Origin of the sequence: Kribbella sp. NPDC050241, assembly GCF_044459685.1 — a bacterium.
Taxonomy (GTDB): Bacteria; Actinomycetota; Actinomycetes; order Propionibacteriales; family Kribbellaceae; genus Kribbella.
Map to the genome: position 1 here is coordinate 976898 of NZ_JBITJE010000001.1, position 21541 is coordinate 998438.

Here is a 21541-nt window from a genome sequence, read left to right on the forward strand (position 1 = left end):
GGAACCCGCCACGATGACTTTGTCCATCGGTGTGCTCGGACTCGGAAGTGTGTTCTCCGGCCCGTACGCCTCCCTGATCACCAAGCTCGAGCAGGAAGGACGCGTGCGGCTGACCGCGGGCTACGACCCCGACCCGGATAAGCGGACCCTGGCCGCGGACCGGTTCGGGATCGATACGTCGGCCGACCGGCCCGAGGACCTGATCGGCCGCGACGACCTCGACATCGTGCTGGTCCTCACCAGCATGAATCAGCACGGCTCACTGGCGCGCGCGGCCCTCGAGGCCGGCAAGCACGTACTCGTCGAGAAGCCGATGTCCACGTCCCTCGACGATGCTCAGGTCCTGCTCGATGCCGCCGCAGTCGCACCGGGGCAGCTGGTGTGTGCTCCGCACATCGTGCTGTCGCCGACGTACCGGGAGATGCATCGGCGGGTCCGCGACGGCGAGATCGGCGACCTCCATCTGGCCCGGGCCCGGTACGGCTGGTCAGGCCCGTGGTGGGGCCGGTGGTTCTACGAGGCCGGCGGCGGTGCGCTGTTCGACCTCGGCGTGTACAACCTGACCAGTCTGTGCGGGTTCTTCGGAGCGGTCCGGCGAGTCACCGCGATGGTCGGCACCGCCATACCGAAGCGCGAGATCAACGGCGAGCTCGTGACGGTCCGCGCCGACGACAACGCGCAGATCACGCTCGACTTCGGCAACGCCCGCTTCGCCACGATCACGACCGGGTTCACCATCCAGCAGTACCGGTCGCCGGCGATCGAGCTGTACGGCGGCACCGGCGTACTGCAGATGCTCGGCGACGACTGGGCCCCGAACGGGTTCGAGCAGTGGTCGAACGACCGTGGATCCTGGGAGGTGTTCGGCGAACGCGACCCGAACTGGCCCTGGACCGACGGCCTGCGGCATCTCGTCGAGAGCGTCGAGAACAGTACGCCGACCGTCACCCGGCCCGAGCACGCCTTCCACGCACTCGAGGTGATGCTCGCCGCCAAGCGCTCCGCCGAGGAGGGCCGGGTGATCGACGTGACGAGCCCCTTCCCGGACCTCGACTACGACACCCCAACCCGCCCCGCCGGCGACGCCCACGCCAATCACGACCCCCGCACCGGCTGAGGCGCCCCCGAGCGCCTCAGCCGGTGCTCAGGGGATCAGCACGACCTTGCCGGTGGTCGACCGGGACTCGAGAGCGCGGTGTGCCGCGGCGGCCTCGGACAGTGGGAACGTCGTCGTGAGCGCTTTCCAGCGTCCGGAGACGGTCTCCTCCAACGCCGCTTTCTCGAGCTCCCGGAGCCGGGGTGTCAGCTTCGGCCCGATCGCCCAGGTCGCGGTCAGCCCGCGGTTCATCAGATCCTCGGTGGTGAGCCGGATCGGCCCGCCTCCGGACCACCCGAACATCAGCACCCGCCCGCCGATCCCGAGCAGCTCGAACGCCCGCTGACCGCTCTCACCGCCGACCCCGTCGAGCAGCGCCGTCACGGCTCGGTCGCCGAGCTCCGCCTGGAGAGCACTCACCCAGTCCGGATCGCGGTAGTCGACCGCGTAGTGCGCCCCGAGATCCCGGACCAGCCGTACCTTGGCCGGCCCACCCGCCAGGCCGATCACAGTCGCCCCCACGTTTCGGGCAGCCTGGACCAGATAGCTCCCAATCCCACCGGCGGCTGCAGTAATCAGTACGACGTCGTCCGCGGTCAACTGCGCCTGTCCAAGGATCCCGGCCGTCGTTCGCCCGGTCCCGATCGCGGCGACGGCCTGGACGCCGTCCACGTGGTCGGGGAGCTCGTACAACGACTCCACCTTGGCGACCGCGAGTTCGGCGTACCCGCCGGGGACCATGCCGAGGTGCACCACGACCCGCTTGCCGATCCACCCGGCGTCGACCTCGGACCCGACCGCCTCGACCCGGCCGGCGACCTCACGGCCGGGGGTCGTGGGTAGCTCGGGCACCGGGATCGGGCCACCGCCGGCCGCGCCGGACCGGAGCATCGTGTCGACCAGGTGGACACCGGCGGCCTCCACCCGGATCAGGACCGTCCCGGGGCCCGGAACCGGATCCGGTGCCTCCTCGTAGCGCAGGTTTTCCGGCGGACCGAACTCGTGCAGCGTAATCGTCTTCACAACTACCAGAACCTAGAACCTCAACGGCTCTTGAGGTCAACTTGGTCCCACTTTCTTACGTTGTGTATTAAAGTGCGCGGTAAGGGAGGGTCTCACGTGGCGAGGATTCTGAAGGGCGCGACCGCGCAGGAGACGCACAGCGCGATCCTGGACCTGATCCGTTCCAGTGGCACTGTCACCCGCGTCGACCTGGCCGAACGGTCCGGCCTGACCGGTGCGTCGATCTCCCGGGTGGTCAAGCAGTTGCTCGCCGACGGCCTGATCATCGAGACCGGCCTGGGCGACCCGACCGGCGGCAAACGCGCCACCCTGCTGCAGTTCAACCCCCGCGCCCGGCACGCCGTGGGCATCTCGATCGACACGCCCAGTACGACGTACGTCATCACCGACATGAGCGGGCGGGTGATCGAGCAGGTGTCGTCGCGGGGCATCGGCCGCGACGTGCCCGCGACCGCGGTCAAGCGGATCACCGCCGAGCTCGAGGACCTGATCGTCAAGGCGGACGTCGAGCCGTCCTCACTGATCGGCGTCGGGGTCGCGCTGGCCGGCCGGCAGGGCGGGGGAGGGCTGCGGCTGCTGCGCACCGACCCGGAGAAGTACGCCTGGGAGCCGTTCGCCGTTCGCGACACGTTGATGGAGACGATCGACCACCCGATCGTGGTGGAGAACGACTCGACCTGCGCCGCCATCGGCGAGTTCTGGGCCGGCCGCATCCCGTCGGCGAACGACTTCGCCACCGTCTACATGGCGGCAGGGTTCGGCCTCGGCCTGGTCACCAACGGCGACGTGTACCGCGGCTCCTCGTCGAACGTCGGCGAGATCGGCCACATGGTCCTGGACGTGAACGGACCGGAGTGCTGGTGCGGCGGAATCGGTTGCCTGGAGAGTCTCGCCGCGCCGGCCGCGGTGGTGAAGCGTGCCGAGCAGGACGCGTCGCTGGTGACCGCGCTCGGGCTCCGCGGCCGCCGGACGTCGATCCGCTCGGACTTCGCCAAGATCGCGCGGCTCGCCGCCGCCGGCCATCCGCGCTGCACCGAGCTGATCGAGGAGTCGGCGACGTACCTGGCCAAGGCCCTGCTGTCGATCACGAATCTGCTGGACCTCGACCAGGTCATCCTGGCGGGCCCGGGCTTCAGCGAGGCGGGTGACATCTACGTCCGGATCACGACGACGGAGATCAACCGCCTGTCGTTCGTCCGCGCGATGCACCCGACCCGCGTCGAGCAGTCCAAACTGGGCCCGAGCGCCGCCGCGCTCGGCGCAGCGTCACTCGTCCTCCACAGCCAACTCACCCCCCACCAGAAGTCCGGCCGCTGACGGGTTGTTTCATCGCTGCCGGACTGTAGCCGGTCAGCGAGCAAACAACCCGCCAGTCGGCTAGGTGGTGAGGAAGTCCTTCAGCCAGCGGCCGCTCTTCTTCACGGTCCGCTGCTGGGTCGCGTACTCGACGTACACGATCCCGAAGCGGCGGCTGAAGCCCCAGGCCCACTCGAAGTTGTCCATCAGCGACCAGGCGAAGTACCCCTTGAGCGGGAAGCCCTCGGAGACCAGGTCCCGGCAGACCGCGATGTGCTGCTCCAGGTACTCCTGCCGCTCGTCGTCCTCGACGGTCCCGTCCGCGGTCACCTCGTCGAGGTACGCCGCTCCGTTCTCGGTCACGTACAGCGGGAGCTCAGGCGCGAGCTTGTTGATCGTGACCAGGATGTCGCGCAGCCCGGTCGCCTGGATCGGCCAGCCCATCTGTGTGCGCGGCAGACCGGTGTCGACGGCAACGACGTTCTCGCTGCCCGGCTGCGTGCTCGGCTGACCGGGGGAGGAGATCGGGCCCTCGGGCGCGGCCACCGTGGTCGGGCAGTAGTAGTTCACGCCGATGAAGTCCAGCGGCGCACCGATCAGCGGCAGGTCGGCTTCCTGCTCCGCGAACCAGTCGGTCAGCCCGGTGTCCTCGAGTACGTCGGCCGGGTACTTCGCGGCCAGCAACGGATCCAGGAACATCCGGTTCCGCAGTCCGTCGATCCGGCGCGCCGCGTCCAGGTCCGCGGCCGAGTCCGAGGCCGCGTGGATCGGCGCCGGGTTGAGCGCGATGCCGTAGGTGCCCTCGTCCGACCGGATCGCGTCGAGCGCCAGCCCGTGCCCGAGCAGCAGGTGATGCACCGCCTTGAGTGCGTCAGTGCCCTCGGTCCGGCCCGGCGCGTGCTCGCCGTTCCCGTAGCCGAGGAACGCCGAGCACCATGGCTCGTTCAGCGTCATCCAGTGCTTGATCACGTCCGACAGCCCGGCGTGCGTGATCGCCGCGTAGTCGCGGAACCGCTCGGCCGTGTCCCGCACGAGCCAGCCGCCGGCGTCCTCGAGCGGCTGCGGCAGGTCCCAGTGATACAGCGTCGCGTACGGCGTCACGCCGTTCTCCAGGCATGCCTCGGCCAGTCGGCGGTAGAACGCCAGGCCGCCGGGATTGGTGACGCCGGAGCCGGCCGGGATGATCCGCGACCAGGCGATCGAGAACCGGTACGCCGTCAGACCGAGGCCGGCGAGCAGCCGGATGTCCTCGGCGAAGAGGCGGTAGTGATCGTCGGCGACGTCGCCGGTCGTGCCGTCGGCGATTCGGCCAGGGGTGTGCGCGAAGGTGTCCCAGATGCTCGGGGCGCGTCCGTCCGTGGCGACCGCGCCTTCGACCTGGTACGACGCTGTCGCCGCGCCCCAGGCGAAGCCGGGTGGGAAGCCAGTGGTCACGTTGTCTCCTTTGGGCCTTCGAGCCAGTACTGCGGGTTGGGTAGCAGGGTACCTAACCGGTTAAGTAGCTCATCGGGCAGGTCGATTTCGAGCGCGGCGACCAGCGCGTCGACCCGGGCCGGCTTGGTGATGCCGACCACGGTCCCGGAGATGTCCGGGTTGTCGACCGAGTGCCGCAGTGCCGCGGTGGCGAGGTCGGTGCCGTACTCCCGGCACGCCTTGTCCATCGCCGCGACAGCGTCGAGTACGGCGGCCGGCGCATCGCGGTAGCCGTACTTCGTGGCGCCGTCGGGGTTGGCGAGGATGCCGCCGCCGTAGACGGCCGCGTTGACGACCGCGATGCCCTCGCCGAGTGCCTGCCGGAACAGGTCACCGGCCGAGTGGTCGACCAGGCTCCAGCGGTTGTGCACGAGCAGCACCTCGAATCCGCCGAGGTCGAGGTAGCGCCCGAGCTCGGTCGCGTTGCCGCCGGCCAGCCCGACGTGCCCGATCTCGCCGTCCGCCTTGAGCTGCATCAACGTGTCGACGGCGTCACGCATCGAGTCGAAGTCGTGGAACTCCGGGTCGTGCAGGTGGACCAGCGGCAGGTCGTCGAGGCCGAGCCGCTCCTTGCTCTCGGCGACACTCGCCCGGACCCGCGCACCGGAGTAGTCCCCGCCCCGGGCATCGACCTTGGTCGCGACGAGGAACCCTTCGGGCAGGCCGCCGTACTCCTTGATGGCCTGACCGATCCGCAGTTCGCTCTCGCCGTCGCTGTACCCGTTCGAGGTGTCGATCCAGGTGAGCGGGCCGTCGAAGACGCGGAGTACGAGGTCGACGGCCTCCTGCCGGGTCACGTCGTACCCGAACACCTCGGGCATGCCCCCGATCCCACTGCCGCCGGCACAGACGGCGGAGACGGTCAAGCCGGTGGATCCGAGCGGCCGCAGCCAGTTGTCCTTCATGCCTCGGAGCCTACGGCGAACGCGAACCCGTCGCGATCGACGTAGACCTCGGTTCCGTCGGGAGCGGTGTCCGCGGGCAGGTCCGGCGGGTTGCCCGCGAGCTCGGCGTAGGCGAACCCGGCCACGTCGAGCTGCGGTGCCCGCGAAGTCTTCTCGACCTCGTAGGTGAAGACCTCGATGACCGTGTCGCCGCCCTTCAGGTAGCCGATGTGGAAGCCGCGCTGGTCGTGCGGCTGCTCGATCGTGCCGATGAACGAGAAGCCGTAGTTGTCGCGGTAGAACTCGCTGGTCTTGTCCCGGTCGTCGATCGTGACCGCGACGTGGTCGAACCGCGGCCGCCGCGGTACGCCGAGCGCCCGCTCCCGCGCCACGCCGTCGGCGTCGAGTACGGCGGCGTACTGCAGGTCGCCCTGGATCATCTCCAGCAGCGTGCCGTCGGGGTCGTAGAAGAAGCAGATCCGGACCTTGCCCTCGGCATCGAGCGGGTCGAGCTTGAACTCGACCCCGGCCGCCTTGAGTACGCCGGCCCGCTCGTCCAGCCGGTCGACCTTGAAGCCGATGTGCCGGAAGCCCTTCTGCAGATCGTCCGGCGACCACGTGGTCTGATCTCGGCCGTTGCCCACGGCCCGCAGTTCGATCGTCGCGGTGACCGCGTCCAGGACGGCGCGCTCCGCGGTCGGCTCGCCCACCACCGGCAGCTCCAGGAACTTCGTGTAGTACTCGACCGAGCGCTGGACGTCCGTGCAGTTGACCACGAGGTTCTTGATCGGCATAAGGCCTCTTTCTGTGTGCTAGTTCTTGACGGCGCCGAGCATCATCCCGGCGACGAACTGCCGCTGCATCCGGACGTACACGACGATGACCGGTACGACGGACAGGGTCAGGCCGGCGGTGAGGGCCGGCCAGTTGGTGGAGTACTGGCCCATCAGGGTGAACAGCACCGGCTGCAGGGGGAGCGAGTCGGTGTTGCGCAGCACCGTGTTGGCGATCAGGAACTCGTTCCAGGTGGACAGGAACTGGAAGATCACCACGGTCGCGATGCCGGGCCGGGTGAGCGGCAGGATGACGCGGCGGAAGATGGTGAACTCGCTGCCACCGTCCACCCGGGCAGCCTCGATCAGTTCGTCCGGCAACGTCTGGAAGAACGCCCGCATCAGGAACATCGCGAACGGCGCCGAGCCGGAGATGTAGAGCACCAGCAACCCGACCTGGCTGTCCAGCAGACCGAGCGACTTGAGCTCGAGGTAGAGCGGGATGATCAGCGCCGTCGACGGCATCATCAGCGTGGTCAGCAGCAGCACGAACAGCGTGTTGCGGAACGGGAACTCGAGCTTGGCGAACGCATAGCCGCTGAGCGTCGCGAAGACGAGGACGCCGATCACGGTGACCGAGGTGATCCAGACGCTGTTCCAGAAATGCAGCGGGAACTCGATCGAGGTCCACGCCTCTTTGTACGCCGAACCCGTGAACGACCGCGGGATGATCGGCCCGTTGAAGATCGTGTTCGGCTCCCGCAGTGAGGTGAGCAGCATCCACACGAACGGGAACGCCATCAGCGCACAGAACGGCAGCAGGACGAAGCTGGCGAACGACTTGCCGACCCACGGCCTTCGCGCGTTCGAAGCGCTCATCGGTCTGCCCTCCGCGTCAGCCAGAGCTGGGCGATGACGGCCAGCGTGCAGAGCACCATCGTCACGACGCTGAACGCACTCGCGTAGCCGAGCTGCGGGATCGAGCCCGAGGTGGACCCGAAGGCGAGCGAGTACAGATAGGTGCCGAGCACCTCACTGGCGTGGTTGGGCCCGCCGCCGGTCATCACGAAGATCACGTCGAACGCCTTGAAGCCGTTCAGCAGGCCGAGGCTGACGATCAGGCCGGTGACGACTCGCAGACTCGGGACGGTGATGTGGCGGAACTGCTGGACGGTGTTGGCTCCGTCCATGGCCGCCGCTTCGTAGAGGTTCGGGTCGATGCTCTGCAGGCCGGCGTAGTAGATCAGCATATTGAAGCCGATGCCACCCCAGACCGTCACCACGATGATCGCCGGGAGCACGGTCTTCTGATCAGCCAGCCAGGCATGCTGCAGGCTGTCCAGGCCGACGGCCCCGAGCATCCGGTTGAGTGTGCCGATGTTCGGGTCGTAGATCAGCCGCCACAACACCGCCGACACCACGAACGAGACGATGCCGGGGATGAACAGGATCGTCCGGACCAACACACCGACCTTCGACCAGACCGCGTTGACCAGCACTGCCGTGACGAGGCCGAGGAAGGTCAGCAGCACGGTGGTGACGCCGGTCAGTACCAGCGTGACGATCATCGCCCGGCGCGCGACCGGGTCCGACAGCATCCGGCTGTAGTTGTCGAGGTTCACGAACCGCGGCGTACCGAAGCCTCCCCAGGAGGTGAGGCTCAGGTACGCCGTGTAGAGGATCGGCCAGAGCACGAAGCCCAGGAAAAGCACGAAGGTCGGCCCGATGAAGACGTACCCCGCGACCCGCTGCGACTTCCGGAGCGGAGAACCGAACTTGTGCGTTGTGACCGTCGCGGTCCGGCTCGCCTTGTAGGTTGCCGTCGCCATCCGATCAGCCGCCCTTGGCGTTCAGCACGGCCTGCTGCATCTCCTTCGCGACCGCTGCCGGATCGCCGGAGCCGTCGAAGATCTTCGCGAGTGGATCGCCGGCCGCGACCGAACCGGGACCGAACGGGATGTGCGGGCAGCCGTCGCCGTCGAGCAGCCACGACGTCATCTGCTTCATGATCGGCAGCTCGATCCGGGTCGCCGCGCTCTTCGTGGCCGGCATCGAGTTGGACTCGTTCATGGTGGGGGAGTACTCGTCCGCGGAGTACAGGAACTTGAGGAACTCCAGCGCGGCGTCCTTGTTCTTGCTGGTCTCCGAGACCGCCCAGCCGGCGCCGGCCTGGTTCGCGGTCCAGTGCCGCTTGCCGGCCGCGATCGCCGGGGTCTTCATCACCTTGTACTTCTTCACGAAGGCCGGCGGCGCGTCGGTGGTCAGGCCCTGTGGCGTCCACGAGCCGTTGAACAGCATCGCGGACTTCTCGGTGTAGAAGATCACCGGCGCCTGCTCGCCGCTGGTACCGGTGGTGCCGGGCTGGAAGACGCCGCCCTTGACGATCTTCTTCTGCAGCTCGATCGCCTGCACGACCTTCGGGTCCTCGTACGTCGCCCCGTCCTTCAACTGGTCGAGCTTGAGGTAGAAGGTCGGGTCGTCGGCGACCTGGGTGATGAGCGGCAGGAAGAAGTCCAGCGAACTCGTCGTCGGGTTGCAGCTGAGCGCGACCGGGAACTTGCCGATGGCCTTGATCTTGGCCGCCGCGGCGATCAGGTCGTCCCAGGTCTCGATCTCGTCCTCGCCGACCCCGGCCTGCTTGAGCAGGTCCGGGTTGTAGAAGATCCCGAACGTCTGCGCCATCCAGCCGACCGCGTACTGCTTGCCGTCCAGGGTGTACTCCTGGTTGGCCGAGTCGAAGAAGTCCTTCAGGAAGTCGTCGCCGAGATCCTTCTTCAGGTCGGCGGAGACGCCGCCGGTCCCGTAGGTGAGCGCCCGGGTGTGCGGCGCGAAGATCTCCGGGACGTCGCCGCCGGCCACTGCCGCCTGAAGGGCGGGCAGGTACTGGTCCGGGGTGCCGAAGACCCGGTTCTCGATCTTGATGTTGCTGTGTGCCGCTTCGAACTTCTCGACCAGCTTGGGGAACTGCTTCTCCTGTTCGCCGTACCAGGACCACATCCGGACGACGGCCTTCCCGCCGCTGGTCGTCCCGCCGCTGCTGTCGCTGCCACCACAGGCCGCGAGCGCCGACCCGAGTCCGAGCGCGCCCACCGCTCCCTTGAGTACTGTCCGCCGCCGTACGTGCCGTTCGCCCATTGCCGACTCCTAGTCGCTCACCTCACGAACCCCACATCAACTTCCTAACTGAAAGTAAGAAAGCGGTCAAGGTCGCGGCAGGGTTTCCGGACCTTTCCATCCGCAGAAGAACGGATCGTCATCCGCAGAGCGGATAGCCCTAAGGTTGAGACATGGTGATCCGGCTGAGTGAGCGGTGGCCGGAGGTCAGTTCCGATCGGCTGCTGTCCGAGTGTGTGCCGCCACCGCGCTTCGCCGAGGTCCGCTTCGCGACGTACCGGCCGGATCCGGACGAGCCCTCGCAAGCCGACGCGTTGAGGGTGCTCAGCGAACGCGCGGTGCAGTTGGCCCAGCCGCCGCAAGCGCCGAGTTTCTGGTCGCGCTTCCGCGGACGTGGCACCACCCCAGCCGGCAAGCCGGGCATCTACCTGGACGGCGGCTTCGGTGTCGGCAAGACGCACCTGCTCGCGTCGCTGTGGCACGAGGCGGCCGGGCCGAAGATGTACTGCACGTTCGTCGAGCTCACCAACCTGGTCGGTGCTCTCGGTCTCCGCGCCGCCGTCGAGGCCTTGTCGTCGTACCGGCTGATCTGTATCGACGAGTTCGAGCTGGACGACCCGGGCGACACGATGCTGATCTCGCGGCTCCTGGGTCAACTGGTGGCCGCGGGAGTCGAACTGGCCGCGACCTCGAACACGTTGCCGGACAAGCTGGGGGAGGGCCGGTTCCAGGCGATCGACTTCCTCCGCGAGATCCAGGCGCTGGCGGCCCACTTCGACGTACGGCGGATCGACGGGCCGGACTACCGCCATCGCGGACTGCCGGTCGCGCCGGAGCCTCGGCCGGACGAGCAGGTCGAGAAGATCGCGGCCGAGCGGCCGGGTGCGTCGTGCGACCACTTCGTCGACCTGCACCGCCACCTGGCAGAGCTGCATCCGAGCAAGTACGGCGCTCTGCTCGACGGCGTGGAGGCCGTCGCGATCACCGACATCCGGCCACTGACCGACGAGAACGTCGCACTGCGGCTTGTTGTTCTGGCCGACCGCATGTACGACCGGGACCTGCCGCTGCTCGCCGGCGGCGTACCGCTCGACCAGCTGTTCTCCGTGGAGATGCTCAAGGGCGGCTACCGGAAGAAGTACCTGCGCGCCGTGTCGCGATTGATCGCCCTGTCCCGGGCATGACTCTCTGAGTGCATGAGCGCCGGTCGGTGGCTCGTCCGCGCTGCCGCCTGATCGCCATCCCCATGTGTCTCGTGGCGATCGTGGTGATCGAGTTTGTGCGGTGGCGTCGTACCAAAAGGCGCTGAAGTCGGGGATGGATGAGGCAGGATGGGCGAATGGCGAAGGAGAAGAAGAGCCAGAAAGCTGAGAATGCGGAAGCTGGGGGACTGGCCGCGCAACTGCGAGTGCCGTCGGGTCCGGTCGACCTGACGAAGTACGACACGCGCGCGACGACCGGGTTCGACGGGTCCAAGGAGGACGGCAAGCTCGCGCTGGAGGGCCTCGGCGCCGAGGTGTCGGACTGGCAGGAGAAGCTGTTCGCCGAGGGGCGCACGGGCGGCGAGCGCGGCATCCTGTTGGTGCTGCAAGGGATGGACACGTCCGGCAAGGGCGGCGTGATCCGGCACGGCGCGGGTCTGATGGATCCGCAGGGCCTGAAGATCACCTCGTTCAAGGCGCCGACGCCTGCCGAGAAGCGCCGCGGGTTTCTGTGGCGGATCAAGCAGGCGCTGCCGGACCCCGGCCTGATCGGCATCTTCGACCGGTCGCACTACGAGGACGTGCTGATCGCCAGGGTTCGCAACCTGGTCACTCCGGCTGTGTGGAACCGGCGCTACGAGCAGATCAACGACTTCGAGGCCGAGCTGGACGCGAACGGCGTGACGCTGCTGAAGTGCTACCTGCACATCTCCGAGGAGGAGCAGAAGGAGCGGCTGCAGGCCCGGCTGGACGACCCGACGAAGCACTGGAAGTACAACACCGGCGACGTCGACGAGCGCAAGCTCTGGCCTGATTACATGGAGGCCTACCACGCGGCACTGGAGCGCTGTAACAGCGCCGAGGCGCCGTGGTACGTGATCCCCAGCGACCGCAAGTGGTACCGCAACTGGGCCGTCACGACGATCCTGCTGGAGACGCTGAAGGCGCTCGACCCGCAGTGGCCTGAGGCCGACTACGACGTGGCGGCCGAGAAGAAGCGCCTGGCCGCCACCTGACCGGCCTCAGCCGCGGGCCTCAGCTGTCCGGGTCGATGTCGTGCTTGCGGAGCAGGTCGCGTAGCCGCGTGACCTGCTCGTGCAGGCGTTCGTTCTCGTCGAGTACGGCGTTCAGCTCGTGGACCAGGTGGTGCCGCCGGCCGTAAGTGGTCCAGGTCGACGGGTCCTCGGCGAGCATGTCGGTGACCACGGCCTCGGTCCGCTGCCGGCGGTCGATCCACTGCTCGATCCGCGCGCGGAGGTCGTCGAGCTTGCCGCCGAGTCTCGTCAGGACCTGGGCGGCGACGCCTTCGCCATCGTGGAGCAGGGCGAGCAGGATGTGCTCGGGCCCGAGCTGCTCGGCGCCGAGCCGGCGCGACTCGTGGTACGCCTGCTCGAACGCGCGCTTGGCCCGCGGTGTGAACGGGATGTGTCCGCCCGATGCCTTGTGCGCGCCACGTCCGATGATCTCCACCACCAGGTCGCGCACCGCCGGCGCCACGATCCCCTTGTCGGACAGGACTTTCGCCACCCCGCCCTGCCCCTCCTCGATCAGTCCGAGGAGGAGGTGCTCCGTCCCGATGAAGCTGTGATCGAGGCTCCGCGCCTCCTCCTGCGCCACCACGACGGCCCGCCGGGCCTCGTCGTTGAACCGCTCGAACATGCCTTCTCCTCTCCACTGCCAGTCGGTGTGCAGTGCCGCGACCTCGTCCTCCAGCAGCAGATCGAGCCGGAGGTGCTCGTGCAGTTCGGCGGCGGTCATCCCGAGGTGCTCCAGCCGGTCCTGGATGAAGCCGGCGACCTCGTGCTGGTTGGTCTCGTCGGCCACGATCCGGTCCAGCAGGTTGTCCAGTTCGTCCACCGGCTCCAGCCGCAGGTCGGCCTGGTTGAGCGTGACGAACTGCAGCACCACCGCGACCGTGACCGTCCGGTTCGTTCCGCTGAACACCCGGGACCGGATCAGCCCGGACAGCAGGACACCGGCCGCTTCGGCCAGTCCGCTGGTACGGCGTACGTCGGACAGTGCGCGTTCGACCGCGTCCAGGTCGGTCCGGCGTACGGCGTCCTCGGAGCTGCACCGGAGCACCCGGGCCGCCACCGCCAGGACGTCGTACACGCCGAGGTAGCGCATCAGTCGTCTCCGCGGAGGCGGCGCAGCGACTGCTCGTGCCGGGCGAGGTTCTCCTCCAGCAGCTGGCTGAACCGGCTGTCTTCTCGCCGGCGATCCACCAGTGCGGCGATCGCTTCGCGCGCGACGTCCGACACCGATCGGCCCTCGACCGAGGCCACCGTCTGCAGCTGCTCCGCCAACTCCGGATCCAGCCGCAGCAGGATGTTCTTCGTCGCATCCTTCGTCATAGATAGCAAGATATCACGCTATCTACGCCGGGCCTCGTGAAAGGATCGGGGGCATGTTCAGGGCGCCTCAGATCACGTTCTACTCCGAGCAGCTCCCGGTGCTGCGCGACTTCTACCTCGGCCTCGGCTTCGCGCAACGGTTCCAGCATCCGCCCGAGGGCGATCCGATCCACGTCGAACTGGTCCTCGAAGGCTTCAACCTCGGCATCGCCGATGTCGCCTCCGCACGCAAGGACCACGGTCTCTCACCGGATCTCACCGGCCGGGCCGCCGAGCTCGTGCTCTGGTGCGAGGACACCGACGGCGAGTTCGCCCGCCTGACCGCGGCCGGCTGTGCGTCGCTGTCCGCGCCACACGACTGGCTCAGCAGCCTGCGGATCGCGTGGATCGCGGATCCCGACGGAAATCCGATTCAGCTGGTGCAGAGCCGGTAACCGCCGAGCATGACTCGGCGACTGGTCGCCAACTCATGACGAAGGAGACGCCGTACGCCGACGTCTCCTTCATCGATCCGCTGCGCTTCGGCTGAGATCCGTAGCGCGGCGGTTGATCAGGCGGTGCGGACGAGCTCCGGGCGGCTGATCACTGTCGGGCGCGCGACCGGGGCCAGGGTCAGCAGGTCGAGGCCGGCCACGCCGTAGCGCAGCAGCACGAGCCGGGCGACCTCAGCACTCACACCCAGCGGCCGTGACACCGCGACGGCACCGGCACGGCGAGCGGTCGACTCGGCTTGATCCGGCAGGACGCCAGGCGCCAGGAACAGCGAACCGACGGCCACGTGACGGCGGCCCTCGAGCCGCCACTGCAGCACGGCCTCAGCCGGCGACGGCGAGGCGGCAGCGGTGAAGGCCGCGGTGACCGGCAGCTTGTGCCGCTGACCCCACAACCGTGCCAGCCGCGTCACGCTCGCGTTCGCCTGCGAGTCGCTCGACCCAGCGCACGCCAGGACGAGCGCGTCCAGCTCCCGCACCCGGCCGTCCTTGAGCTCGGCGCGCATCCGGCGATCCAGTACGTCGAGCAGCGTCTCGTCGTACCCGAGCACGTCGGAAGCGATGATCCGCAGGTCCGGGAACCGGCTGCGCGCCTCGTCGACGACGGCCGGGACGTCCACCCGGGCGTGGTACGCCGACGACAGCAGCAGCGGCAGGACGACGACCTCTTCCACGCCCTCGGCGGCGAGCTTGCCGATGACCTGGTACGGCGTGGGCGGGCAGTGGTCGAGGAAGGAGGCTTCGATCCGCAGGTCGTCGCGCAGGTCACGCAGGCACTTCACGAGGCCGTGGACGGTGGCGGCCGAACGCGGATCGCGGCTGCCGTGGGCGAGGATCACGAGCGCTGGAGCAGTCACAGCAGTTCCCCTTCTTCGTCGTCGATCATGCCGGCCGCGAGCGTCCACCCGTCGTGGGCGTCGATCAGCAGGAACGATCCGGTGATGGCGTTGCTGGAGTACGGATCGGCGGCCAGCGGTGCGGCTGCCTTGAGCTGCACCTTGCCGATGTCGTTGAGGCCCAGCTCGGTGGCATCGATGACGCCGAGCGAGTCGAGGTCCAGCGCCCCGTTGATCTTGGTGACGATCGCCTGGGCGGTCGTGGTGGTGTGCTTGATCAGCACCCGGGCGCCCACCGTCAGCGGGCGGTCGGACAGCCAGCACACCGTCGCGGCGACCTCCCGGCGGGTGCCGGGGGAGGCTTCGGCGGCCACGATGACCGAGCCGCGGGCGACGTCGATGTCGTCGGCCAGCCGGACGGTCACGGCCTCACCGGCAACCGCCGACGGCCGCTCGGCGACCGCGGTGCTGGTGGCGGTGACCACGGGCCGGTCGATGCCGGCGATCGACGTACGGCGACCGGCGGGCAGCACGATCACCGGGTCGCCGACCGCAACGGTGCCGGAGGCAACGGTGCCGGTGTAACCGCGGTAGTCGCGGTACTCGTCGTCGGTCTGCGGCCGGATCACGTACTGGACCGGGAAGCGCAGCGGCTGGTCGGAGGAGTCGATCCGGCCCTTCGCGTTCTCCAGGTACTCCAGCAGCGTCGGCCCGTCGTACCAGCTGGTCTCGGTCGAGTGGTCGACCACGTTGTCCCCGACCAGCGCGGACACCGGGATGGCCTGGACATCGGCGATCCCGAGCTGGTCGGCGAGCTGCGCGACGTCCTTCGCGATCCCGGTGAACACGGCTTCGTCGTACCCGACCAGGTCGATCTTGTTCACCGCGAGTACGACGTGCGGCACCCGGAGCAGTCCGGCGACGGCCAGGTGCCGGCGGGTCTGCTCGAGTACGCCGTGCCGCGCGTCGACCAGGATGATCACCACATCCGCGGTGGACGCGCCGGTCACGGTGTTGCGGGTGTACTGCACGTGGCCCGGGCAGTCGGCCAGGATGAACTTGCGCTTCTCGGTCGCGAAGTACCGGTAGGCGACATCGATGGTGATGCCCTGCTCGCGTTCGGCCCGCAGGCCGTCGGTGAGCAGTGCGAAGTCGAAGTCACCGCCGCGGGCCGCGGAGACGGACTCGACGTGGGCGATCTGGTCGGCCAGGATCGCCTTGCAGTCGTGCAGCAGGCGGCCGACCAGCGTGGACTTGCCGTCGTCGACCGAGCCGGCGGTGGCCAGGCGGAGGAGCGTGGTCATCAGAAGTACCCCTCTCGCTTGCGGTCTTCCATCGCGGCTTCGCTGACGCGGTCGTCGGCACGGGTCGCGCCGCGCTCGGTCAGCTCGCTGGCCGCGACCTCGACGACGACCTCGGCCGCGGACGTCGCCGTACTGGCGACTGCGCCGGTGCAGGACATGTCACCGACGGTGCGGTAGCGGACCACCCGGCGTTCGACCGTCTCGTCCTCGCGCGGCTGCGAGTAGGGGCCGACGGCAAGCAACATGCCGTCGCGCTCGAACACGTCCCGCTGGTGCGCGTAGTAGATGTCGGGCAGCGGGATCTGCTCGCGCTCGATGTAGTTCCAGACGTCCAGCTCGGTCCAGTTGGACAGCGGGAACACCCGGACGTGCTCACCCGGGCGGTGCTTGCCGTTGTAGAGCGACCACAGCTCGGGCCGCTGGTTGCGCGGGTCCCACTGGCCGAACTCGTCGCGCAGGCTGAAGATCCGCTCCTTCGCCCGGGCCCGCTCCTCGTCCCGCCGCCCGCCGCCGAACACCGCGTCGAACCGGTGCCCGTTGATTGCGTCCAGCAACGGAATCGTCTGCAGCGGGTTCCGGGTCCCGTCCGAGCGTTCCCGCAGCCGGCCGTCGGCGATGTAGTCCTCGACGCTGGCCACCTCGAGCCGCAGCCCGAGCGACTCGACCGTGGCGTCGCGGAACGCGAGCACCTCGGGGAAGTTGTGCCCGGTGTCGACGTGCAGCAGTGCGAACGGGACACCGGCCGGCGCGAACGCCTTCCGGGCCAGGTGCAGCATCACGATCGAGTCCTTGCCACCGGAGAACAGGATCACCGGCCGCTCGAACTCCGCCGCCACCTCACGGAACACGTGAATGGACTCGCTCTCCAGAGCATCCAGCTCGGTGACTGTCTGAGTGGCGCTCATGGTGGTCAGGATGGCCTCCGGGGCGTCAATGATGGCGGTCATGTGTGGAGCCCGCATTCGATCTTTCCCTGGCCGGCCCAGCGGCCGCTGCGAGGATCCTCGCCCGGTGCGACGCGCTGGGTGCACGGTTCGCAGCCGATCGACGGGTAGCCGTCGTACTGCAGGAGGTTGACCAGTACGCCGTTGTCGCTGATGTAGCTGTCCAGATCCTCCTGCGTCCACGGGGCGATCGGGTTGAGCTTCACCATGTCGCGCTTCTCGTCGTACTCGACGATCTGGGTGTTGGCCCGCGTCGGCGCCTCTTCCCGCCGTACGCCGGTCACCCAGGCCTTGTAGCCGGACAGGTACCGGTTCAGCGGCTCGACCTTGCGGAGCGCGCAGCACTGGTCGGGGTTGCGGTCGTGCAGCTTCTCGCCGTACTCCGCGTCCTGCTCCGCGACGGTCTGCTTCGGGAGCGCGTTGATCAGGTTGATCGGCAGCGTCGCCGCGACCGCGTCCCGGGTCCCGATCGTCTCGGCGAAGTGGTAGCCGGTGTCGAGGAACAGTACGTCGACACCGGGAGCCGCCTCGGCCGCCAGGTGGGGGAGTGCACCGTCGGCCATGGAGGCGGTCACCACCAGCTCGTCACCGAAGGTCTCCCGTGCCCACGCCAGCACCTCGAGCGCCGTGGCGTCGCCCAGTCGTTCGTTCGCCTCCTCGGCGAGCGTCTTCAGATCTGTACTCATTCCACCGCCACCCGCAGTCCGATCATCTTCAGCTGGAACACCCGTGCACACGGCCGGCACTCCCAGGTGCCGTGCCCGTCCTCCGCCGGCCGGAGGTCCTCGTCTCCGCAGTACGGGCAGTACAGCGGTGCAGCGCGCTCACTCATTGGAGTGCCTCCTCGTCCGCTCGGGTGGCCCACTGGGCGAAGCGCTCGCCTTCGTTGCGCTCCTTCAGGTAGTTCTGCGTGATCCGCTCGACGTAGTCGGCCAGATCCGCCGAGGTGACCTTGTGGCCGCGCAGCTTCCGGCCGAAACCGGCGTCCAGTCCGAGGCCGCCGCCCAGGTGGACCTGGTAGCCCGGGACCTGGTTGCCCTCGGCATCGCGGACCAGCTGACCCTTCAGGCCGATGTCGGCGACCTGGATCCGGGCGCAGGAGTTCGGGCAGCCGTTGACGTTCACGGTGATCGGTACGTCGAGCTCCGGGATCCGCTCCTCCAGCTCGTCGATCAGCTGGGCGGCGCGGGCCTTGGTCTCGACGATCGCGAGCTTGCAGAACTCGATGCCGGTGCAGGCCATCGTGTTCCGCCGCCAGGCCGACGGGTTGGCCTGGAAGCCGAGCGCGTGCAGCGCGGCGACCAGCGAGTCGACCTGCGACTCCTCGACGTCGAGTACGAGCAGCTTCTGCTGGGCGGTGGTACGGATCCGGTTCGACCCGTGCGCCGCGACCACGTCGGCCACCTTGCCGAGCGACGTGCCGGAGACCCTGCCGACCACCGGCGCGACGCCGACGAAGTACTTGCCGTCGTTCTGCTTGTGAACGCCGACGTGGTCACCCTGGACGGCGGGGATCGCTGGCGCGGGCCCGTCGATCAGCTTCCGCTTGAGGTACTTCTCCTCCAGCACCTCGCGGAACTTCTCCACACCCCAGTCGGCGACCAGGAACTTCAGCCGGGCCCGGTTGCGCAGCCGCCGGTAGCCGTAGTCGCGGAAGATGCTGGTGACACCCCACCAGGCCTCGGCGACCTCGTCGCTCGGGATCCAGGCGCCGAGCCGCTGCGCGAGCATCGGGTTCGTCGACAATCCACCGCCGACCCACAGGTCGAAGCCCGGCCCGTGTTCGGGGTGGACCACCCCGACGAACGCGATGTCGTTGACCTCAGGTACGACGTCGTGCGACGGGTGACCGGTCAGCGCGGTCTTGAACTTGCGCGGCAGGTTGGAGAACTCCGAGGAGCCGATGTACTTGTCGACGATCTCGTCGATGGCCGGCGTCGGGTCGATGATCTCGTCGGCCGCGATCCCGGCGACCGGGCTGGCGATGACGACGCGCGGTACGTCGCCGCAGGCCTCGGTGGTGTAGAGGCCGACCGACTCCAGCTTCTGCCAGATCGCCGGCACGTCCTCGATCCGGATCCAGTGCAGCTGGATGTTCTGCCGGTCGGTGATGTCGGCGGAGTCGCGCGCGTAGTCGGTCGAGACCTCCGCGATCGCCTTGAGCTGCTCGGTGCTGAGCTGGCCGCCCTCGACCCGGACCCGCATCATGAAGTAGCGGTCGTCCAGCTCCTCGGGCTCCAGCGTCGCGGTCTTGCCGCCGTCGATCCCGGGCTTGCGCTGGGTGTACAGCCCCCACCAGCGGAACCGTCCGCGCAGGTCGGCCGGGTCGATCGAGTCGAAGCCGGTGTGCGCGTAGATGTTCTCGATCCGGGCCCGGACGTTGAGGCCGTCGTCGTTCTTCTTGTTCTCCTCGTTCTTGTTCAGCGGCTCGCGGTAGCCGAGGGCCCACTGTCCTTCGCCCTTGCCCTTGCGCGGGCGGGCCGGTTTGCGGGGAGCTGAGGTGACGCCAGTCATCGGGAACGTGTCCTAGTCCTCGTGACAGGTGCGTCCGCAGGCGGCGAGATCGAAGCGTCGTCGGTTCGATGCGTTCCGCGCGGTGCGCACCCAGCGGTGATCGGGGGTGATCAGGGGCCGTCATCAGGCCCGGCGGGGTCGCTGTCAGAACATCGAAGGACAACAGATGGCGCTGCGCATCCGCCCGAGGTCGACATGAATGCGACCTACGAGGTGGGTGGACTGGGCAGCGAGCATGTCCACAAGAGTCAGCTCCAGCGGCTGACAAATCAACCCATAATCCCACATCCTGAGCGCCGGTCTCACGGTACGGCTATGTCTACCAGTCTGATGGAGATTGTTTCGGGCTCCGGATCTGTTCCACAAGAACTCTTGCACAAGAATTCTTGTGGAAGCTATCGTGCTGCCCATGACACCCGCCAACCGACGGTCGGTGACACCGTCCGTACTCGCCGCGATCCACCATCCGCTCCGCCGCCGGATGCTCGACATCATCTATGTGGACGGCCCCGCGACCGCCTCCCGGCTGGCCGAGGCCACCGGTGAACTGGTCGGCAACATCAGCCATCACCTCAAGGTTCTGAGCGCGGCCGGGGTGATCGTCGAGGCCCCCGAGCTGGCCAAGAACCGGCGGGAACGGTGGTGGAGGCTCGGCGACACGTCGTCGTACTCCTGGTCCATCGCGGATGCCCAGGGCGACCCGGCCGGCGAGTTGGTCGCGGCCACGGCCGAGGATCAGAACCTCGCTCATCACGTCGGCAAGGTGCGGCAATGGTTCGACATCAGGTACCAGTTCGACGAGTCCTGGGTGCGGGCGGCGTACGCGACCGAGAGATGGCTCACATTGACGCCCGAGCGGCTGGACGAGCTCAGTGAGCGGATCGAGGTTCTGGTCCGCGAGTACTACGACGAACCGTCCGAGGGGGAGGACGCCCACCGGGTCTTCTTCTTCGCTCACGCGGTGCCGGCCCGGCCATGAGCGAGCTTCCGCCCACTGCTCCCGCCGTCGTGTTCCCGCCGCTGCGCCGGGACACCCAGGTGCACGCCTGGATCTTCGCAGCCGCCGTCTCGAAGGTCGGCGACATGGCCTGGTACGTCGGTCTGGCCTGGAGTGCCGCGCAGATCACGACGCCGGCCGGCGTCGGACTCGTGATGGGTATCGGCGCCCTACCGCAGGCGCTCGTGCTGCTGTTCGGCGGGGCGCTCGCCGACCGTATCGACGGACGCCGGGTGATGGTCCTGGCGAATCTGGGCCGGATCGTCGTCCTGACCGTGGGCGCACTGGTCGCTTCGATGTGGGGGTTGTCCCTGGCGTTGCTGCTCGCGATCGCGGTGGCGTTCGGCGTGGTCGACGCGATCTACACGCCGGCCGCCGGGACGTTGCCGCGCCGGATGGTGCAGCCGGACGACCAGGTGAAGCTGATGGCCGGTAACCAGCTGGCGGTCCGCCTCGCCATCTTCGTCGGGGCCCCACTCGGTGGCGTGCTGGTCGCGCACGGCGGCCTGGTCACAGTGATGCTCGTCGACGCGGTGTCGTTCGCGGTGATCGCGGCTGTCCTGGCGTTCCTGGTGAAGCCGCGGCTCCCACAACCCGCGTCCACCGGTACGTCGATCCGCGCGGACCTGAAGGAGGGCTTCGCCTACCTCGGCCGCGACGCCAAGGCGCGGACGCTGGTGATCGCGTTCTCCGGGCTGAACCTCTGCGTCGGCCCGGTGCTGGCGGTCGGTCTGGTGCAGCGGACGCATCTGGACGGGTGGGGACCGACCGCGCTCGGCTGGTTCGAGGCCGTCTCGGGGATCTCGGCCGCGGCCGGTGCGATCGTCGCGATGCGCTGGAAGCCGGCGAACCTTGCCCGCACCGGGCTGATCGCGCTGATCTTCCAGGCGGCCGGCTGCGTGATGATCGGTGTGATGCCGCGGGCCGGCATCTTCCTGGCCATGGTGATGATCGGCAGTACGGCCGGGATCGCGTCCGCCCAGTTGTCGGCCGTGTTCCAGTTGTCGGTCGACGCGTCGTACCTGGGCCGGAGCTTCAGCATCGTGCATCTGTCCGACCAAGGCCTGATGCCGGTCGCGATGGTTGCCTTCGGTGCGTTCATCACGCTGGCGGGGATCTCGGTGGCGTGTGTGGTGATCGGTTCGGCCTTCGCTGCGCTGATGGTCTGGGCGGTCGTCCGAGTCGGGCGCTGAACTCTGTACTCCGGCGGGGGACTGCGCTACCTTCCGACAAATCAACA

At 68.3% G+C, this 21541-nt stretch carries 22 protein-coding genes; 7 read left to right on the forward strand and 15 right to left on the reverse strand.

What is annotated here, in order from left to right:
• The first annotated feature begins 13 nt into the window (after positions 1 to 13).
• Complete coding sequence (locus ACIBG5_RS04530; RefSeq protein ID WP_396390071.1) at positions 14 to 1117, forward strand: Gfo/Idh/MocA family protein; 1104 nt, start codon at positions 14 to 16, stop codon at positions 1115 to 1117.
• Between the two features lie 27 nt (positions 1118 to 1144).
• Here ACIBG5_RS04530 and ACIBG5_RS04535 read toward each other — a convergent pair whose 3' ends face one another.
• Complete coding sequence (locus ACIBG5_RS04535; protein ID WP_396390072.1) at positions 1145 to 2119, reverse strand: zinc-binding dehydrogenase; 975 nt, start codon at positions 2117 to 2119, stop codon at positions 1145 to 1147.
• A gap of 96 nt (positions 2120 to 2215) precedes the next feature.
• On the opposite strand from ACIBG5_RS04535, the gene ACIBG5_RS04540 reads away from it, so the two are divergent.
• Complete coding sequence (locus tag ACIBG5_RS04540) at positions 2216 to 3436, forward strand: ROK family protein (RefSeq protein WP_396390074.1); 1221 nt, start codon at positions 2216 to 2218, stop codon at positions 3434 to 3436.
• A 60-nt stretch (positions 3437 to 3496) separates the two neighbouring features.
• Here ACIBG5_RS04540 and ACIBG5_RS04545 read toward each other — a convergent pair whose 3' ends face one another.
• The 6 genes from ACIBG5_RS04545 to ACIBG5_RS04570 are packed head-to-tail and all read right to left on the reverse strand — an operon-like array spanning position 3497 to position 9680.
• A complete protein-coding gene (locus ACIBG5_RS04545) occupies positions 3497 to 4849 on the reverse strand; it encodes a GH1 family beta-glucosidase (protein ID WP_396390076.1) in 1353 nt (450 codons plus the stop codon).
• A complete protein-coding gene (locus ACIBG5_RS04550; RefSeq protein WP_396390078.1) occupies positions 4846 to 5793 on the reverse strand; it encodes an aldo/keto reductase in 948 nt (315 codons plus the stop codon). The genes ACIBG5_RS04545 and ACIBG5_RS04550 overlap by 4 nt, the downstream gene beginning before the upstream one ends.
• The gene (locus ACIBG5_RS04555; protein ID WP_396390079.1) at positions 5790 to 6566 is read right to left on the reverse strand and encodes a VOC family protein; all 777 of its coding nucleotides are present in this window, start codon (positions 6564 to 6566) and stop codon (positions 5790 to 5792) included. Before ACIBG5_RS04555 ends, ACIBG5_RS04550 begins: the two co-directional genes overlap by 4 nt.
• Positions 6567 to 6584: 18 nt before the next feature.
• Complete coding sequence (locus ACIBG5_RS04560) at positions 6585 to 7424, reverse strand: carbohydrate ABC transporter permease (protein ID WP_396390081.1); 840 nt, start codon at positions 7422 to 7424, stop codon at positions 6585 to 6587.
• Positions 7421 to 8374: a carbohydrate ABC transporter permease gene (locus ACIBG5_RS04565; protein ID WP_396390083.1), complete on the reverse strand. Its 954-nt coding sequence runs from the start codon at positions 8372 to 8374 to the stop codon at positions 7421 to 7423. Before ACIBG5_RS04565 ends, ACIBG5_RS04560 begins: the two co-directional genes overlap by 4 nt.
• 4 nt (positions 8375 to 8378) lie before the next feature.
• Positions 8379 to 9680, reverse strand: a complete 1302-nt coding sequence (locus ACIBG5_RS04570) for an ABC transporter substrate-binding protein (RefSeq protein ID WP_396390085.1) — start codon at positions 9678 to 9680, stop codon at positions 8379 to 8381.
• Positions 9681 to 9832: 152 nt separating this feature from the next.
• On the opposite strand from ACIBG5_RS04570, the gene zapE reads away from it, so the two are divergent.
• Positions 9833 to 10843, forward strand: a complete 1011-nt coding sequence (gene zapE / locus ACIBG5_RS04575) for a cell division protein ZapE (RefSeq protein WP_396390087.1) — start codon at positions 9833 to 9835, stop codon at positions 10841 to 10843.
• A gap of 155 nt (positions 10844 to 10998) precedes the next feature.
• Positions 10999 to 11877, forward strand: coding sequence for a polyphosphate kinase 2 family protein (locus ACIBG5_RS04580; protein ID WP_396390088.1), 879 nt, complete (start codon positions 10999 to 11001; stop codon positions 11875 to 11877).
• Positions 11878 to 11896: 19 nt separating this feature from the next.
• Here ACIBG5_RS04580 and ACIBG5_RS04585 read toward each other — a convergent pair whose 3' ends face one another.
• Positions 11897 to 12988 carry a Clp protease N-terminal domain-containing protein gene (locus ACIBG5_RS04585; RefSeq protein ID WP_396390089.1) on the reverse strand — a complete coding sequence of 364 codons (1092 nt, stop codon included), beginning with the start codon at positions 12986 to 12988 and terminating at the stop codon, positions 11897 to 11899.
• Positions 12988 to 13215 carry a ribbon-helix-helix protein, CopG family gene (locus ACIBG5_RS04590; protein ID WP_396390091.1) on the reverse strand — a complete coding sequence of 76 codons (228 nt, stop codon included), beginning with the start codon at positions 13213 to 13215 and terminating at the stop codon, positions 12988 to 12990. Before ACIBG5_RS04590 ends, ACIBG5_RS04585 begins: the two co-directional genes overlap by 1 nt.
• Before the next feature lie 53 nt (positions 13216 to 13268).
• Here ACIBG5_RS04590 and ACIBG5_RS04595 point away from each other — a divergent pair, with 53 nt between their 5' ends.
• On the forward strand, positions 13269 to 13649 hold the full coding sequence (locus ACIBG5_RS04595) for a VOC family protein (protein WP_360439183.1): 381 nt from the start codon (positions 13269 to 13271) through the stop codon (positions 13647 to 13649).
• Positions 13650 to 13765: 116 nt separating this feature from the next.
• Here ACIBG5_RS04595 and ACIBG5_RS04600 read toward each other — a convergent pair whose 3' ends face one another.
• Genes ACIBG5_RS04600 through ACIBG5_RS04625 form a run of 6 tightly spaced genes read right to left on the reverse strand, consistent with a single transcriptional unit; the run spans position 13766 to position 19304 of the window.
• Positions 13766 to 14563 carry a sirohydrochlorin chelatase gene (locus ACIBG5_RS04600; RefSeq protein WP_396390093.1) on the reverse strand — a complete coding sequence of 266 codons (798 nt, stop codon included), beginning with the start codon at positions 14561 to 14563 and terminating at the stop codon, positions 13766 to 13768.
• Positions 14560 to 15846, reverse strand: a complete 1287-nt coding sequence (locus ACIBG5_RS04605) for a sulfate adenylyltransferase subunit 1 (RefSeq protein WP_396390095.1) — start codon at positions 15844 to 15846, stop codon at positions 14560 to 14562. The genes ACIBG5_RS04600 and ACIBG5_RS04605 overlap by 4 nt, the downstream gene beginning before the upstream one ends.
• Entirely contained in the window at positions 15846 to 16751 is a 906-nt protein-coding gene (cysD, locus tag ACIBG5_RS04610) for a sulfate adenylyltransferase subunit CysD (RefSeq protein WP_393384783.1), read from the reverse strand. Before cysD ends, ACIBG5_RS04605 begins: the two co-directional genes overlap by 1 nt.
• Before the next feature lie 38 nt (positions 16752 to 16789).
• Entirely contained in the window at positions 16790 to 17476 is a 687-nt protein-coding gene (locus ACIBG5_RS04615) for a phosphoadenylyl-sulfate reductase (protein WP_360439174.1), read from the reverse strand.
• The gene (locus ACIBG5_RS04620; RefSeq protein WP_360439171.1) at positions 17473 to 17622 is read right to left on the reverse strand and encodes a hypothetical protein; all 150 of its coding nucleotides are present in this window, start codon (positions 17620 to 17622) and stop codon (positions 17473 to 17475) included. Before ACIBG5_RS04620 ends, ACIBG5_RS04615 begins: the two co-directional genes overlap by 4 nt.
• On the reverse strand, positions 17619 to 19304 hold the full coding sequence (locus tag ACIBG5_RS04625; RefSeq protein WP_396390098.1) for a nitrite/sulfite reductase: 1686 nt from the start codon (positions 19302 to 19304) through the stop codon (positions 17619 to 17621). The genes ACIBG5_RS04620 and ACIBG5_RS04625 overlap by 4 nt, the downstream gene beginning before the upstream one ends.
• 409 nt (positions 19305 to 19713) lie before the next feature.
• On the opposite strand from ACIBG5_RS04625, the gene ACIBG5_RS04630 reads away from it, so the two are divergent.
• Both ACIBG5_RS04630 and ACIBG5_RS04635 read left to right on the forward strand, forming a co-directional pair.
• Positions 19714 to 20283, forward strand: a complete 570-nt coding sequence (locus ACIBG5_RS04630; RefSeq protein ID WP_360439166.1) for a helix-turn-helix domain-containing protein — start codon at positions 19714 to 19716, stop codon at positions 20281 to 20283.
• Positions 20280 to 21494 (forward strand): MFS transporter, encoded by a 1215-nt coding sequence (locus ACIBG5_RS04635; RefSeq protein ID WP_396390101.1) that lies wholly within the window; start codon positions 20280 to 20282, stop codon positions 21492 to 21494. Before ACIBG5_RS04630 ends, ACIBG5_RS04635 begins: the two co-directional genes overlap by 4 nt.
• Positions 21495 to 21541 lie beyond the last annotated feature (47 nt).